Here is a 13,350-nt window from a genome sequence, read left to right on the forward strand (position 1 = left end):
TAGGGCGTCGGACGCCGACCAAGGTCGGCCAAAGTTGACCAACAACACCTAGTAATAAGGAGAGGTCAGCACCCTCGCGGCGGTCGTGACCTTGAGGGCGACGGACGAGTCGGCCTGTACGCCGGATTCTGTGGCCGGCGACCAGTTGGTCGCCGGTGGCGGCCATCCATCTCGGCCTGCCGTTGCCGGCAGGCTCTTGCGGCCTACCCGCAGGCTCGGGCGAGCAGCCCTCGAACGCCTGCGCCGGCCACCGCCTCGCGGCTATGGCCTTGCTTGGCCTTGCTCCGGGTGGGGTTTACCGAGCCACCCCGGTCACCCGGGGTGCTGGTGAGCTCTTACCTCACCGTTTCACCCTTACCGGCGCCGCACCGTGGTGCGCTGCCGGCGGTCTGTTTTCTGTGGCACTGTCCCGCGGGTCGCCCCGGGTTGCCGTTAACAACCACCCTGCTCTGCGGAGTCCGGACGTTCCTCGGCGATGCCACGGGGGCACCGACGCGGCCGCCCAGCCAACTCGTCCGTCGCGCCGCAATCCTACGTTGTGGCCAGGACGGCCCTGCCCGTCGCCTCACCAATCCGGCCGACGGCTCAGCCGCCGCGAAGCAGCACTGGGTGTCAGCCGGTTTGGTGGGCTGACGGTGAGTGCTGCTTCGGTGGCTGGGGGCAGCGCTGGGTGTCAGCTGGTTTGGCGGGCTGACGGTGAGTGTTGCTTCGGTGGCTGGGAGGCAGCGTTGGGTGTCAGCTGGTTTGGCGGGCTGACGGTGAGCCGCTGGGAGGCAGCGCTGGCGGTCGGCCGGGGGAAGCGCGCGGGTTGGCCGGGCGAGAGCGCGGCGCGCGTACGGATCTGGCCGTAGATTCACTCGCACCATGGATCTCACGCATGCCTTGTTGCTGATTGTGGCCGGCCTGGCCGCCGGGGCGGTCAATGCGATCGCCGGAGGCGGATCGCTGATCACGTTTCCGAGCCTGCTCGCGGTCGGCCTGCCGTCGGTCGAGGCGAATGTGACCAACTCGGTCTCGGTCTTCCCGGGCTATGTCTCGAGCGTGGTCGGCAGCCGGGCCGACCTGGCCGGCCAGGGCCGCCGGGTGCGGGCGACAGTCCTGGCCGCCGTCGCCGGCACCGCGGTGGGGTGTGCGTTGCTGCTGCTCACGCCGGCCCGGGCGTTCGAGATCGTGGTGCCGTTCCTGGTGCTCGCGGCGGCGGCGACGCTTGCTTTCCAGGAGCGGCTGCGCGGCCTGGTCGGGCATCCGCGGGCGATGTCGCCGCGCCGGGCCGCGGTGACGCTGCAGTCGGTGGTGTTCGCCGGGGCGATCTACGGCGGATATTTCGGGGCGGCGCTCGGGGTGATGTACGTCGCCGCGCTCGCGCTGATCATCGACGAGCCGTTGAAGCGGATCAACGCGTTGAAGAACATCCTGTCGGCCACGGTGGGCCTGGTCACGCTGCTGGTGTTCGCGGTCTTCGCGGAGGTCGACTGGAGTGCGGTGCTGCTGGTGGCTCCGGCTACCGTGGTGGGTGGGTACACGGGCGCACGTCTGGCCCGCCGTCTGCCGGCGCGGGTGCTGAAGTATGTCATCGTGACGTTCGGGACCGCGATCGGCCTGCTGCTGTTCTACCGCGCGTTTCTCGGGTGAGGGTGAGGGTGCGGGTGGGGGCCGCCGACCAGGTTCAGCAGCAGCTCCAGGGCGTCCTCCTCGTCGAGGCCATGCAGGCTCCGGCCGGGCAGCGCGCAGAGCGGTTCGGGTGGGGCGGCCGCGTCGAGGTACAACACGATCAGGCGGTCGGGGGAGCGGGCGATCCGGGCCCATTCGTCGTCAGTCGCGCGGTGGACGGCGGACACCAGAACGAGTGCCGAATCGGTGCCGGATAGCGCGACTTCTATCCGTTGCACGAAGTCGGTTCCGGCGGATTCGAGATTCACTTCGTGTCCGGCGGCCCGGAGTTCGAGTGCGATCCACTGTGCCCAGGGCTCATCCGGGGCAGCGTGGAACACGAATATGGGCACGTCCACAGCATGCCGGAGGATGCTCCACAGTGCTCGTGAGGATTCGATGTCCGTCGCTGGAGTGGTGTGAGAATGTCGTCCGTTGACGTGCAACTTGCACAACTCATAGTGTCGGTGTCGTGACGGGGGGTGGTCCCTTGCGGAAACGGGGCGACCAAGTCGTGGGGGAAATGCTGACAAATCATCCGGAATCGAGGAGCGGTCGATGACCATCGCGATCGGGATCAATGGACTCGGGCGGATCGGCCGAAGTTTGACCCGGGTGGTGGCGGCCGCACCGAACCCGGGTGTGCAGATCGCCGCGGTGAACGACATCGCCTCCACCGAGAAGCTCGCGTACGGGCTGCGCCGCGACAGCATCCGCGGAGCGTTCCCGGGGACGGTGACCGCCCGCGGCGACTACCTCGTCGTCAACGATCACGCGATCCGGACGTTCCACCACGAGCGTCCGGAGCGGATCCCGTGGGCCGACGAGGGGGTGGACGTCGTCATCGAGGCCACCGGGCTGTTCCGGGCCGGGAGCACGGCGCGCACCCACATCACCCACGGCGGCGCCCGCAAGGTGGTGATCAGCGCCTCGGCCGACGATCCGGACGCGTTCCTGGTCTTCGGGGCGAACCATCACAGTTACAACCCGGCGGTGCACGACGTGGTCTCGCCGGCCTCGTGCGGGGTCAACGCGCTGACCGTGATGGCGAAGGTCCTGCTCGACCGCTTCGGCCTGCGCTCGGTCAACACCTCGGTGATGCTCGCGACGCAGGGCTGGCAGCGGGTGCAGGACTCGGTGATCGGCACCTCCCGGGACGACCCGCGCCTGGGCCGGGCCTCCGGGGACAGCATCATTCCGCACAACTACGTGGTCGGTGACCTGGTCCGGATGGCGCTGCCGGAGATCGGCGAGATGCGGTACAGCTACTACTGCGTACCCACCCCGGTCGGCTCGCTGGCCGAGCTCTCCGGGCAGACCGACCGGCCGGTGACGGTCGAGGAGGTCAACCGGGCGATGGCCGAGGCGGCCACCGGGCCGCTGCGCGGCATTCTGGCGTACGACCCGGACCCGACCGTGTCGATCGACGTGAAGAACAACCCGGCGTCCTGCCTGTTCGACCCGTCCGGCACCCAGACCACCGCGGACGGCGGGGTGAAGGTGCGCGGCTGGTTCGACAACGAGTGGGGCTTCTCGAACCGATTACTCGATCTCGCCCGCCTGGTCGGCGAGCGTTTACCCGTCCCGTCCGGCCGGATCAGCTGGAGTGTCGCCTAGGCTCGGAACCGATGATCGACATTTCCGAGGTGCGGGCCGCGGCCCGGCGGATCGAGGGCCGCGTTCGGCGTACCCCGATTCTGCAGGCTGCGCCGGACCGCTTCTTCAAGCTTGAGTTCACGCAGCATGCGGGGTCTTTCAAGACCCGGGGCATGTTCCATCAGATCCTGGCCGGTGCTCCGCCGGCGGCCGGCATCGTGGCCGCTTCCGGTGGCAACGCCGGCCTGGCGGCCGCCTACGCGGCCCGGGAGCTGGGTGTCGCGGCCGAGGTCTACGTGCCGGTCACCGCCCCGGCGGTCAAGGTGGCCAAGCTCGGCAAGCTGGGCGCGCGGGTGGTCCAGGCAGGGCAGGAGTACGCCGAGGCGTACGCCGCCGCCACGGTACGGGCCGAAGAGTCCGGTGCCCTGTTCTGTCACGCCTACGACGACCCGGCCATGGTCGCGGGCAACGGCACGATCGGCCTGGAGCTGCGGGAACAACTGCCGGACGGCTTCGACACCGTGCTCGTGGCGGTGGGCGGTGGCGGCCTGGTCGCCGGGGTGATCGCCGCCCTGCGCGGGACAGTCAAGATCGTCGCGGTGGAGCCGGTGACCTCCTGCGCGCTGCACGCGGCGCTGGCCGCGGGGGAGCCGGCGGACGTGCCGGTCTCCGGGGTGGCGGCGGACTCGCTGGGGGCTCGGCGGGCCGGGCGGATCGCGTACGAGCTGGCCGCCGGTGCCGGGATCACCTCGGTGCTGGTGCCGGACGAGGCGATCGTCGACGCCCGCCGGCGGCTCTGGGACGACTACCGGATCGTGGTCGAGCACGGCACGGCGGCGGCTCAGGCGGCGCTGCTCTGTGGGGCGTACCGGCCGGAGCCGGGCGAGCGGGTGGCGGTCCTGCTCTGCGGCGCGAACACGGATCCGGCTGATCTGACCTGATTCGCCCGCGCGGCGTGGCCGAGTCGGCAAGGCTCACCTCGTGGCCGAGGAGAACCAGATCAGTTCGGTACGGCATTTCCGCCGTTTCGCCCTCGCGGTCTGCGCGGTGGGTGTGCTCGTCCAGTTGCTGCTGACCGCGTACTACCTGGGCATGGGGCACAAGGCGGCGCCGCACGACCTGCCGGTCGGGCTGGTCGCCGCGGACGCGCAGCGTGCCCAGGTCACCACCATGCTGGAGAAGGACGGCGCGTTCGCGGTCGGCGAGTACGCCTCCGCGGACGAGCTGGTCAGTGCGATCCGGGAACGTGACGTGTACGGCGGCGTGGATCTCACCGGCGACCAGCCGATGCTCTACGTGGCCGGGGCCGCCGGGACGTCCGCCGCTGCGCTGCTGCGCTCGACCTACACGAGCGTCATGCAGCAGCAGAAGAGCAACCAGTTGACCCAGTTGGCCGGGACCGGCGGCGCGATCACGGTGGCCGAGGTGCAGGCGCTGATCGCCGCATCGCCGGTGACCGACGTGGTGCCGTTGCCGGCCGACGACGTCAACGGGGTGTCACTTGGCTTCCTGACGCAGGCGCTCTCCCTCGGTGGGACGATCGCCTCGATGGGACTCGGGCGCCTGATTCCGCGTACCCGTAGATCTTGGAAACGTGGTGTCGCGCATGCCGGGACCTTGATCGTCTATGCGATCGGCTCGGCCGCGGCCGTGCTCTGGTCGATGAGCTGGTTCGGCGTCGGCACCGACGCCGACCAGCTCGAGATGCTCGGCATCTTCGCCCTGATCTCGCTCGCCGTGACCGGCTCGACCGCCGGCGCGGTGGCGCTGATCGGCCCGGCCGGCGCGCTGGTCGGCGCCTTCTACTTCACCGTCGGCACGGTGATCTCCGGCGCCAGCATCCTGCCGGAGTTCCTGCCGGCCTTCGGCCGCCACCTCGGCGAGAATCTGCCCACCGGCGCCGGCGTCCAGGCGGTACGCGACAACCTGTACTTCCCGGACGCCCCGATCGGCGGCCACCTGCTGGTCCTCACCCTGTACGCGGCGATCGGCTGCCTGATCGTCCTGGTCACGAACTTCCTCCCGAACCGCGGTGAGGGCTTTTCTGCGGCCGGCCCTCAGATTTCCGGGCACGAGCCGAACGATTAGGCGTGGGAATCGAGGGAGTGAACGCACGCATCGCCGACATCCAGAGCCGGATCATCGCGCTGCAGACACAGCAGGCCACGACCACCTCAGCGGCCCGGACCACGCCGGCCGGCGCCGCCAGCTTCGCCAACCACCTGAAGGAAGCGGTCTCGGCAGCCGGCCATGCGCACTCGCACGAGGTCAACGCCAAGGGCGTTCCGGTGGAGCTCGCCGGATTCGGGAACGGGCGGATCCCGGAGAACGCTCTGGGCCGGGTCGGCAACACCAGTCACAAGCTCTGGGCCCCGGCCGCCGAGAACCTGAACCGGATGATCGAGGACGCCAAGCGCGACGGCGTCACGATCGGCATCACCGACTCGTACCGGCCCTACGCCGAGCAGGTCGACCTGGCCCGGCGTAAAGGCCTGTACTCGCAGGGTGGGCTCGCCGCTAAGCCGGGCACCAGTGAGCACGGCTGGGGCATGGCCACCGACCTGGACCTCAACGACAAGGCCCAGGCCTGGATGCGGAAGAACGCCGGGAACTACGGCTTCGTGGAGAACGTTCCGCGGGAGCCGTGGCACTGGGCGTACAAGCCCTGATCAAGCCCGGCAGAGGATCTCGCCGTGCGGGATGATCAGCCAGCCGTCCTCGTCGCCGGCCCAGCGCTGCCAGCCCGCTGAGATCCGCTCCAGATCGTCCCGGGTCGCCGCCCCGGTCCGCAGCGCGGTGTCGGCCATGTCCGATTTCAGGATCCGGTCCGCCCAGAGGCCGCCCCACCAGGCCCGGTCCTCGGCGTCGGCGAAGCACCAGACCGAGGCGGTCGCGGTGATGTCGGTGAAGCCGGCCGCGCGGGCCCACGACAGCATCCGCCGCCCGGCGTCCGGCTCGCCGCCGTTGCCCCGGGCCACCTTCTGGTACAGCGCCAGCCACTCGTCCAGCTCGGGGACCTGCGGGAACCACGTGAACGCCGCGTAGTCGCTGTCGCGGGCCGCGACCACGCCACCCGGCCTGGTGACCCGGCGCATCTCGCGCAGCGCGGCCACCGGGTCGGCGACGTGCTGCAGCACCTGGTGGGCGTGGACGACGTCGAACGTGCCGTCCGCGAAGTCGAGGGCGTGCACGTCGCCGGTCGCGAAGTCCACGTTGGCCAGGCCGCGGCGCCCGACCTCGGCCCGGGCCAGATCCAGGGCCGCGTCGGTCTGCTCCAGCGCGGTGACCCGGCCGGGTGTGATGCGTGCCGCCAGGTCGGCCGTGATGGTGCCGGGGCCGCATCCGACGTCCAGGAGGGATATTCCGGAGGAAAGATGCGGCAACAGGTACGCCGCCGAATTCTCTGCGGTGCGCCAGCGGTGTGAGCGCAAGACCGACTCGTGATGCCCGTGGGTGTAGGTCGCCATGCCCCTGAAGCTAGCCCTCCGATCTTCAAATGTGGGACACCTATCCCACATAGTGAACAACGCGATTTCTTGGTTCGCAGTTCAGGCCGTATTTTGGTGCCCATGAGGATCGGCATTGTGGGTGCGACGGGACAGGTCGGTGGCGTGATGCGCCGCATCCTGGCCGATCGCCAGTTCCCGGTAAGCGAGCTTCGGCTCTTCGCCTCCGCGCGCAGCGCGGGCCGCACCCTTCCGTGGGGCGCAGGCGAGGTGACCGTGGAGGATGCGGCGACCGCTGACTACAGCGGCCTGGACATCGTGCTCTTCTCCGCCGGCAAGGGCGGCTCGAAGGAGTACGGTCCCCGGGTCGCCGAGGCCGGCGCGGTGGTCGTCGACAACTCCTCCGCCTGGCGGATGGACCCGCAGGTGCCGCTCGTCGTCGCCGAGGTGAACCCGGACGCGGCCCGCAACCGCCCGCGCGGCATCATCGCGAACCCGAACTGCACGACCATGGCCGCGATGCCGGTGCTGCGCCCGCTGCACGACGAGGCCGGCCTGGTCTCCTTCATCGCCACCACCTACCAGGCGGTCGGCGGCGCCGGGCTGGCCGGTGTGGCCGAGCTCGACGAGCAGGTGAAGAAGGTTGCCGACCGCGCCACCGAGCTCACCCACGACGGGTCCGCCGTCGAATTCCCCGAGTCCAAGGTCTTCCCGAAGCCGATCGCGTTCAACGTGATCCCGCAGGCCGGGTCGTTCGTCGACGACGGCAGCTTCGAGACCGACGAGGAGCAGAAGCTCCGCAACGAGAGCCGCAAGATCCTCGAGCTTCCGGAGCTGCTCGTCTCCGGCACCTGCGTACGCGTACCGGTCTTCACCGGCCACTCGCTGCAGGTGAATGCACGCTTCAGCCGGCCGGTCTCGCCGGATCGCGCCCGCGAGATCCTGGCGTCAGCGCCCGGTGTTGAGCTCTCCGACGTGCCGACCCCGCTGCAGGCGGCCGGTCGCGACCCGTCCTACGTGGGCCGGTTCCGGGTCGACCCGACCGCGGAGAACGGTCTGTCGTTCTTCATCTCCAACGACAACCTGCGTAAGGGCGCCGCGCTGAACGCCGTCCAGATCGCCGAGCTGGTCGCCGCCGAAATCGGCTGACCAGTTCTCTCCCGCAACCGCCCCGGCCGTCACGGTCGGGGCGGTTTTGTCGTTTTCTACCGGTTCCACAATGGAAATTCGGGACTTTTTGCCCGAATCGGTAGCGCTTGGCCGGTTTTAGCGGCACAGTGATGGAATGAACGACAGTGGGCTCGGCGGAGCAGGGTACTTCTGGTGCCTCCGCGACCACCGGGTGGAAAGCGGGGACGACGTGTGCCCCGCCCAGTACCGGCTCGGTCCCTACGCCACGGCGGACGAAGCGACGCGGGCACTCGACACGGTCGAGAAGCGCAATGCCGAGTGGGATGCCGAGGACGCCCGCTGGACAGGGGAGGCCAGCTAAACGCCCGGTGCCGGGATTCCAGCCGGAACCGCGCATCTCCAGGCGCGGACGTGCCCGCAGTCATTCGCAAGGAGGAACACCTCGATGCCCGCTGCCTCGATGCCCGCTGCAAAAAAGGCTTCGACCAGACCCGCTGCCGCCGGCGCGGCTTCAAAATCCAAGGCAACACCTTCCGGTACGCGAGCGCGCACACCGGCCGCCGGTTCCAAAACCTCCCCGGGTACGCCGTCCCGCACCGCCCCTGCTGCGGGGCGGTCCCGTGTTGCCGCCACGGCAGCTGGGCGGGGCGCTGGTAAGGCCGCGCCTGCGGCTTCGAAGGCTGCGGCTGCTTCGTCGAAGGCTGCGGCTGTTTCTTCGAAGGCTGCTAAGGCGGCACCTGCGGCTTCGAAGGCTGCTAAGGCGACGGCCGTTCCTTCGAAGGTTGCCCGGTCCGCCAAAGCTGCGCCCGTTGCCAAGGCCGCTGCTAAGGCTTCCGCTCGGACTGCGCCGGCGGCTCGGTCGGCCGGGGCTGCTCGGGCGGTTCCGGAGGCCCGGTCTGGCAAGGCGGCTCCGAAGTCTCCCAAGACCGCTGCTGTCCGGGCATCCGGTGGGAAGCAAGCGTTGACCGCGGCATCTGGCAAGCGGTCCGCTGTGGTCAAGCCTCGGGTGCCGGCCACCTCGGGGGCTGCGAAGTCTGCCGGCTCTGCGAAAGCGGCGGTCGCTGGCGGTAAAGCGGCCAAGCGAGTCGCGGCGGCCCGGACCGGCTCGACCTCGGTGACTGTCAAGGCGCCGATTGCGCGGACTGCGTCGTCGTCCGCTACCGCTAAGGGCGCCGGGAAGAAGCAGGTTCCGGCGAAAGCCGCGACCGGCCGGGCTGTTGCGAAATCGGCAGCGGCCACTACCAGCCGCGCCGCGAAGTCTGTGGCCACGAAAGCTGCTACCGGTAAGCCCGTGGCCGCCGGTGGGGCTGCGGCCGGTGCGGCTGCGACCGGTCGGGCTGCGGCCGGTCGGGCTGTGGCCGGTCGGGCAGCGGCCGGGAAGACGGTCGCTGCGAAGGCGGCTTCCGGCAAGGCGGTGATTCCGAAGCCGGCGGCCAAGGCGTCGGCCTCGACGAAGACTGCTGGGAAGTCAGCGACCACGACCGTCGCCCAGAGGAAGCCGGCGAGCAAGTCGGCGACCGTGAGTGCTGCCGCGAAGAAGCCGGTGAGCAAGTCGGCCGTGAGTGCTGCCGCCAAGAAGCCGGCGACTGCGGTTGTTGCCGCAAGGAAGTCGGCGACCGCGGCTGTTGCAGCGAAGAAGTCGGCGACCGCGGCTGTTGCCGCAAGGAAGTCGGCGACCGTGGCTGTTTCGGCGAAGCGGGCCGTGAGCAAGACGGCCTCCCCGGCCGCCAAGGGTGCCGCATCGGCAACCAAGAAGGCGGCGGGTAAGCCGGCCACGGTGAAGCACACGGCTGCCAAGGCTGTGCCTACGGCGAAGAAGGCCGCGCCTACCGCGAAGAAGGCTGCGGCACCGGTTCAGGCGAGCCGGGCTGCCGGGAAAGCCGGGGCGGGATCCCGCACGGCCGCAGTGTCCGCGCGGGTGAGTCCGGTCCGCGGTGCCGGTGGGAAAGCCGGTGCGCGTGCCGCTGCGGTGAGCACGCCGAAGGCTCGGTCCGCTGCGGCGAGCACGCCGAAGGCCCGGTCCGCAGCGGCTAGCACGCCGAAGACCCGGTCCGCGGCAGCTGGCGCTCCGAAGGCCCGGTCTGCGGGTGCTTCCGGGCGGGCGGTGGTCGACGGGGCGAAGGCGCGCGTTGTGGCCGGTTCGGCCAAGGCGGCTCCGGCACCGAGGTCAGGCGCGCGCGGCGAAGCCGTTGTGCAGGCTGCGGGTCGCGGGAAGCGGACCACAGCGGGAAGCAAGGGCGGCCGCCGGGTCGCAGCTGCCATGAGCAACCTTCCGAAGTCGCAGATCACCGTCTCCACTGACGACATCGAAGATGGAACGGTCGACGCGAGCAGCGTGCGTGACGTGCCGTTCGTGGGCGGCTGGTTCCCGCCGGACAGCGGCCCGGCACGTCCCGACCGCGAATCCGACCAGTGGGGATCGGACCGCCCCGACCTGGAAGCGCTCGAGGCCGACGAGGACGACAAACCGAAGGTCGCCGTACCCCTGCGTGGAGCCGCAGCCGCAACCGCAGCGCCCGCCTTCAAGCCGCAGAAGGGTCTCCGGGACCGTTCGGCCGAGCTGACACCGTCGTTCCAGGACGGCCCGGACTTCGCCGAGGACGAGCCCGCCACGGTCGCCGTGGGCGTAGCCCGCGTCCCGGGAACGGCGAACCTCACCGAGCCGGACACCATGCCGGTGAGCCGGGACGCCGCCTCCACCACGGCGGAGACCAGCGCCGCGGCAGAGGACTCGGCACCTGAGCCGATGGCCGAGGCACCGGTCAGCCCGGCGAAAGCAGGCCGAGCCGCCGGAGCCCAAGCAGGCGTAACCGTGGCCAAGGCCGCCAGCGCCGCCGCGAAGGCAGCCGGAGCAGCAGCCAGTGCGGCCGAGACAGCAGCCGAGGCAGCCGAGAACGCAGCCGAAGCCGCAGAGGACGCCGCGGAAGCAGCCGAGAACGCAGCCGAAGCCGGCGCCGAAGTGGAAGCCGAAGTCGAAGCCATCACGGCATCGCCCGACCCGATCGACGCCGACGCTGAGGCCGAAGCGCCGAGCCGTGGATCCGTTGCCAAACGCAGCAGCACCAGGGCAACCACGACCAAGGCAGTCGGGGCGAAGGCGTCAGCCGCCGCCGCAAAGCCGGGCGGGGTGAAGGGTTCGTCGGCGCGCAAGACGGCAATGCCGACAGCTGGAAGCCGAACGACTCCCGCCAAGACCGGCCCGGCGTCGAAGGCCACCGCAACCCGGCCCCCAGCCGCCAAGGCCGGAACGAAGGCGGCGGCTGCGGGCGCGGCTCAGAAGGCTGCTCCAGCCAAGTCCACCGGTACCGCCGGGCGGTCCACCGCGAAGTCGGCGGCCACGGGCACGAAGGCGACGGCGGCCAAGGCGGCGGGTACGAAGGCGGCGGCCGCGAAGACCGCTGGCACGAAGGCGACGGCTGCGAAGACTGCTGGCACGAAGGGGACGGCTGCAAAGGCCGTAGGCACGAAGGCGACGGTCGCAAAGGCCGTAGGCACGAAGGCGACGGCCGCCAAGGCAGCTGGGACGAAGGTCGCAGGGTCGAAGGTCACGGCACCTAAGGCCACGGCTACGAAGTCGGCAGCTGCAAAGAGCGCTGGAGTGAAGGCCACCGCGGCCAAGGGTGCGCCGGCGAAGACGACCGGGGCTAAGGCTGCGGCGGCGAAGGTTGGGGCGCGAGGAACTGCGGCTACGGCGGCCGGCACGGGAAACAGCGGGGCCAGGGCGGCAGCGGCGAAGGGTGCCGGAACCAAGGCCGGCACGGCGAAGGCTGCGGCGACGAAGGTGGCCGGGACGAAGGTAGCTGCAGGAAAGGCGACCGCGGCGACGGCCGCTGGAAGCAGGACGGCTGGGACCAAGGCGGCGGCAGCCAAGGCTGGTGGGACCAAGGCGACCGGTGCCAGGGCAACGAAGGCAACGGGGACCAAGACGACCGCCGCGACCAAGGGAGCCGGTACCAGGGCGACTGCGGCCAAGGCCACCGCGACCAAGGCGACTGCAGCCAAAGCCACCGGGATCAAGGCGACCGCCGCCAAGGCCACCGGAACCAAGGCGACCGCCGCCAAGGCAGCCGGAACGAGGGCGACTGCGGCTAAGGCAGGCGGGATCAAGGCGACTGCGGCTAAGGCGGCTGGGTCCAGGTCTGCGGCGAACAAGGCCGTGGGAACCGGGACGAATGCGGCTAATGCGGCGGGGTCGAGGTCCGCGGCGAACAAGACTGCGGGGAGCCGGGCGACTGCGGGCAAGGCCACCGGGGCGAAGGTGACTGGGACCCGGGCGGCTGCGGCCAAGATCGCCAAGGCGGCGCCGGCTAAGACTACGGTGGCGCGGGCGAAGGCTACGGCGGCCAAGGCGGCTGCGGTTGAGTCGGCGGTCAAGGCGGCGAAGACTGCGGTTTCCCGGGCGGCCCGGGCTGCTGAGGCGGCGGTTGCCGAAATGGAGGCTGAGGTCGGCACGGTTTCGGTCACTGCCAGGCGGGTCGTGAAAGCTACGGCGGAGGTTGCGGCCGAGCAGACCGGGACGCGGCGGGTAGGGGCCAGGTCCGCGGCCAAGTCCGCGGGCGCCAAGTCTGCCGCGTCCAAGGTCACCGGGACCAAGGCTGGGGCCAAGGCTGCGGCCCGGCCCACTGCGGCCAAGGCGACGGCGCCCAGGTCGGCTGCGACCAAGGCGACGGCGACCAGGCCCACTGCGGCCAAGGCGACGGCGACCAGGTCAGCTGCGACCAAGGCGACAGGGGCCAGGGCGACGGCCAAGGCTGGGGGGACCAGGGCTACGGCGGCTGGCACTAGGCCGACCACGGCTAAGGCGGCGGGGACCAGGGCGACGGCGGCTAAGGCGGCGGGCACCAGGCCGACGGCGACCAAGACGGCTGGAAGCAGGTCGGCGGCGGCTAAAGCTGCCGGCACCAGGCCGACCGCGACCAAGGCAGCCGGGACCAAGGCGGCCGGGACCAAGGCAGCTGGGACCAAGGCGACAGCGGCTAAGGCTGCGGGGACCAAGGCGACCGCGGTGAAGGCGGCGGGTAGCAGGGGAACTGCTGCGAAGTCCACCGCAGCCAAGGCGACGGCGACCAAGTCCGCCGCGAGTAAGTCGGCTGCGGCCAAGACCACGGCGAGCAAGTCGACTGCGGCCAAGACCACGGCGAGCAAATCGGTGGCGGCCAAGGTTACGGCTCCCAAGGCCTCGGCTGCGCCTGGCAAGTCGGGAGCTGGGAAGGCCGGGTCGGCGAGGAACGCGGGGGCCGGCAGCAAGGCGGCTGGGAGCACGGTGGCTGGGAGTAAGGCTGGGAACAAGGCTGCCGGGAGTAAAGCCGCTGGGGGTAAGGCTGCGGGGAACGCTGGTGGGAAGGTGACTGGGAGTAAGGCGGAGCGGGCCGGGGGGAACGTGGCGAAGGCGACGCGGGCTTCTCGTACCTCGGGGGGCAATGCTGTGCGTACCCCGGCTGGTGCTCGCAGCGCTCGGAATACTGCCAAGAGTGCCCCGGTGAAGGCCTCGCGGGCTGCGGGCCGTAACCGATAGTGGGAGGGCGGG

11 protein-coding genes and 1 other RNA gene are annotated in these 13,350 nt (G+C 70.6%); 8 read left to right on the forward strand and 4 right to left on the reverse strand.

Annotated elements, in window-relative coordinates; all coding sequences use genetic code 11:
* Positions 1 to 101: 101 nt before the first annotated feature.
* Positions 102 to 514, reverse strand: an RNA gene (gene rnpB / locus OHA21_RS47125) — RNase P RNA component class A.
* Between the two features lie 350 nt (positions 515 to 864).
* Here rnpB and OHA21_RS47130 point away from each other — a divergent pair.
* A complete protein-coding gene (locus tag OHA21_RS47130) occupies positions 865 to 1,632 on the forward strand; it encodes a sulfite exporter TauE/SafE family protein (protein WP_328466758.1) in 768 nt (255 codons plus the stop codon).
* On the opposite strand, the gene OHA21_RS47135 is transcribed toward OHA21_RS47130, so the two are convergent.
* On the reverse strand, positions 1,611 to 2,003 hold the full coding sequence (locus OHA21_RS47135) for a toll/interleukin-1 receptor domain-containing protein (RefSeq protein ID WP_328466760.1): 393 nt from the start codon (positions 2,001 to 2,003) through the stop codon (positions 1,611 to 1,613). The genes OHA21_RS47130 and OHA21_RS47135 overlap by 22 nt on opposite strands.
* A 205-nt stretch (positions 2,004 to 2,208) precedes the next feature.
* Between OHA21_RS47135 and OHA21_RS47140 the strand changes: the two genes are divergently transcribed.
* Genes OHA21_RS47140 through OHA21_RS47155 form a run of 4 tightly spaced genes read left to right on the forward strand, consistent with a single transcriptional unit; the run spans position 2,209 to position 5,915 of the window.
* Entirely contained in the window at positions 2,209 to 3,267 is a 1,059-nt protein-coding gene (locus OHA21_RS47140) for a type I glyceraldehyde-3-phosphate dehydrogenase (protein WP_328466762.1), read from the forward strand.
* Positions 3,268 to 3,278: 11 nt separating this feature from the next.
* The gene (locus OHA21_RS47145; RefSeq protein WP_328466765.1) at positions 3,279 to 4,187 is read left to right on the forward strand and encodes a serine/threonine dehydratase; all 909 of its coding nucleotides are present in this window, start codon (positions 3,279 to 3,281) and stop codon (positions 4,185 to 4,187) included.
* A 40-nt stretch (positions 4,188 to 4,227) separates the two neighbouring features.
* A complete protein-coding gene (locus OHA21_RS47150) occupies positions 4,228 to 5,334 on the forward strand; it encodes a hypothetical protein (protein WP_328466767.1) in 1,107 nt (368 codons plus the stop codon).
* 2 nt (positions 5,335 to 5,336) lie between these two features.
* A complete protein-coding gene (locus tag OHA21_RS47155; RefSeq protein WP_328466769.1) occupies positions 5,337 to 5,915 on the forward strand; it encodes a M15 family metallopeptidase in 579 nt (192 codons plus the stop codon).
* Here OHA21_RS47155 and OHA21_RS47160 read toward each other — a convergent pair whose 3' ends face one another.
* The gene (locus OHA21_RS47160; RefSeq protein ID WP_328466771.1) at positions 5,916 to 6,713 is read right to left on the reverse strand and encodes a class I SAM-dependent methyltransferase; all 798 of its coding nucleotides are present in this window, start codon (positions 6,711 to 6,713) and stop codon (positions 5,916 to 5,918) included. It abuts the gene before it with no gap.
* A gap of 102 nt (positions 6,714 to 6,815) precedes the next feature.
* On the opposite strand from OHA21_RS47160, the gene OHA21_RS47165 reads away from it, so the two are divergent.
* On the forward strand, positions 6,816 to 7,841 hold the full coding sequence (locus OHA21_RS47165) for an aspartate-semialdehyde dehydrogenase (protein ID WP_328466773.1): 1,026 nt from the start codon (positions 6,816 to 6,818) through the stop codon (positions 7,839 to 7,841).
* A 136-nt stretch (positions 7,842 to 7,977) separates the two neighbouring features.
* Positions 7,978 to 8,184: a hypothetical protein gene (locus OHA21_RS47170; RefSeq protein WP_328466775.1), complete on the forward strand. Its 207-nt coding sequence runs from the start codon at positions 7,978 to 7,980 to the stop codon at positions 8,182 to 8,184.
* On the opposite strand, the gene OHA21_RS47175 is transcribed toward OHA21_RS47170, so the two are convergent.
* Positions 8,181 to 9,611 (reverse strand): hypothetical protein, encoded by a 1,431-nt coding sequence (locus tag OHA21_RS47175; protein WP_328466777.1) that lies wholly within the window; start codon positions 9,609 to 9,611, stop codon positions 8,181 to 8,183. The genes OHA21_RS47170 and OHA21_RS47175 overlap by 4 nt on opposite strands.
* A gap of 472 nt (positions 9,612 to 10,083) precedes the next feature.
* On the opposite strand from OHA21_RS47175, the gene OHA21_RS47180 reads away from it, so the two are divergent.
* The gene (locus OHA21_RS47180; protein ID WP_328466779.1) at positions 10,084 to 13,338 is read left to right on the forward strand and encodes a hypothetical protein; all 3,255 of its coding nucleotides are present in this window, start codon (positions 10,084 to 10,086) and stop codon (positions 13,336 to 13,338) included.
* Positions 13,339 to 13,350 lie beyond the last annotated feature (12 nt).

The sequence above is a fragment of the Actinoplanes sp. NBC_00393 genome, assembly GCF_036053395.1.
Lineage (GTDB): Bacteria > Actinomycetota > Actinomycetes > Mycobacteriales > Micromonosporaceae > Actinoplanes.

Excerpts from the sequence above, each read along its gene's own strand:
- OHA21_RS47180 (WP_328466779.1), top strand. The coding sequence starts at position 10,084 with ATGAGCAACCTTCCGAAGTCGCAGATCACCGTCTCCACTGACGACATC.
- OHA21_RS47140 (WP_328466762.1), top strand. The coding sequence starts at position 2,209 with ATGACCATCGCGATCGGGATCAATGGACTCGGGCGGATCGGCCGAAGT.
- OHA21_RS47145 (WP_328466765.1), top strand. The coding sequence starts at position 3,279 with ATGATCGACATTTCCGAGGTGCGGGCCGCGGCCCGGCGGATCGAGGGC.
- OHA21_RS47160 (WP_328466771.1), bottom strand. The coding sequence starts at position 6,713 with ATGGCGACCTACACCCACGGGCATCACGAGTCGGTCTTGCGCTCACAC.
- OHA21_RS47130 (WP_328466758.1), top strand. The coding sequence starts at position 865 with ATGGATCTCACGCATGCCTTGTTGCTGATTGTGGCCGGCCTGGCCGCC.
- OHA21_RS47170 (WP_328466775.1), top strand. The coding sequence starts at position 7,978 with ATGAACGACAGTGGGCTCGGCGGAGCAGGGTACTTCTGGTGCCTCCGC.
- OHA21_RS47165 (WP_328466773.1), top strand. The coding sequence starts at position 6,816 with ATGAGGATCGGCATTGTGGGTGCGACGGGACAGGTCGGTGGCGTGATG.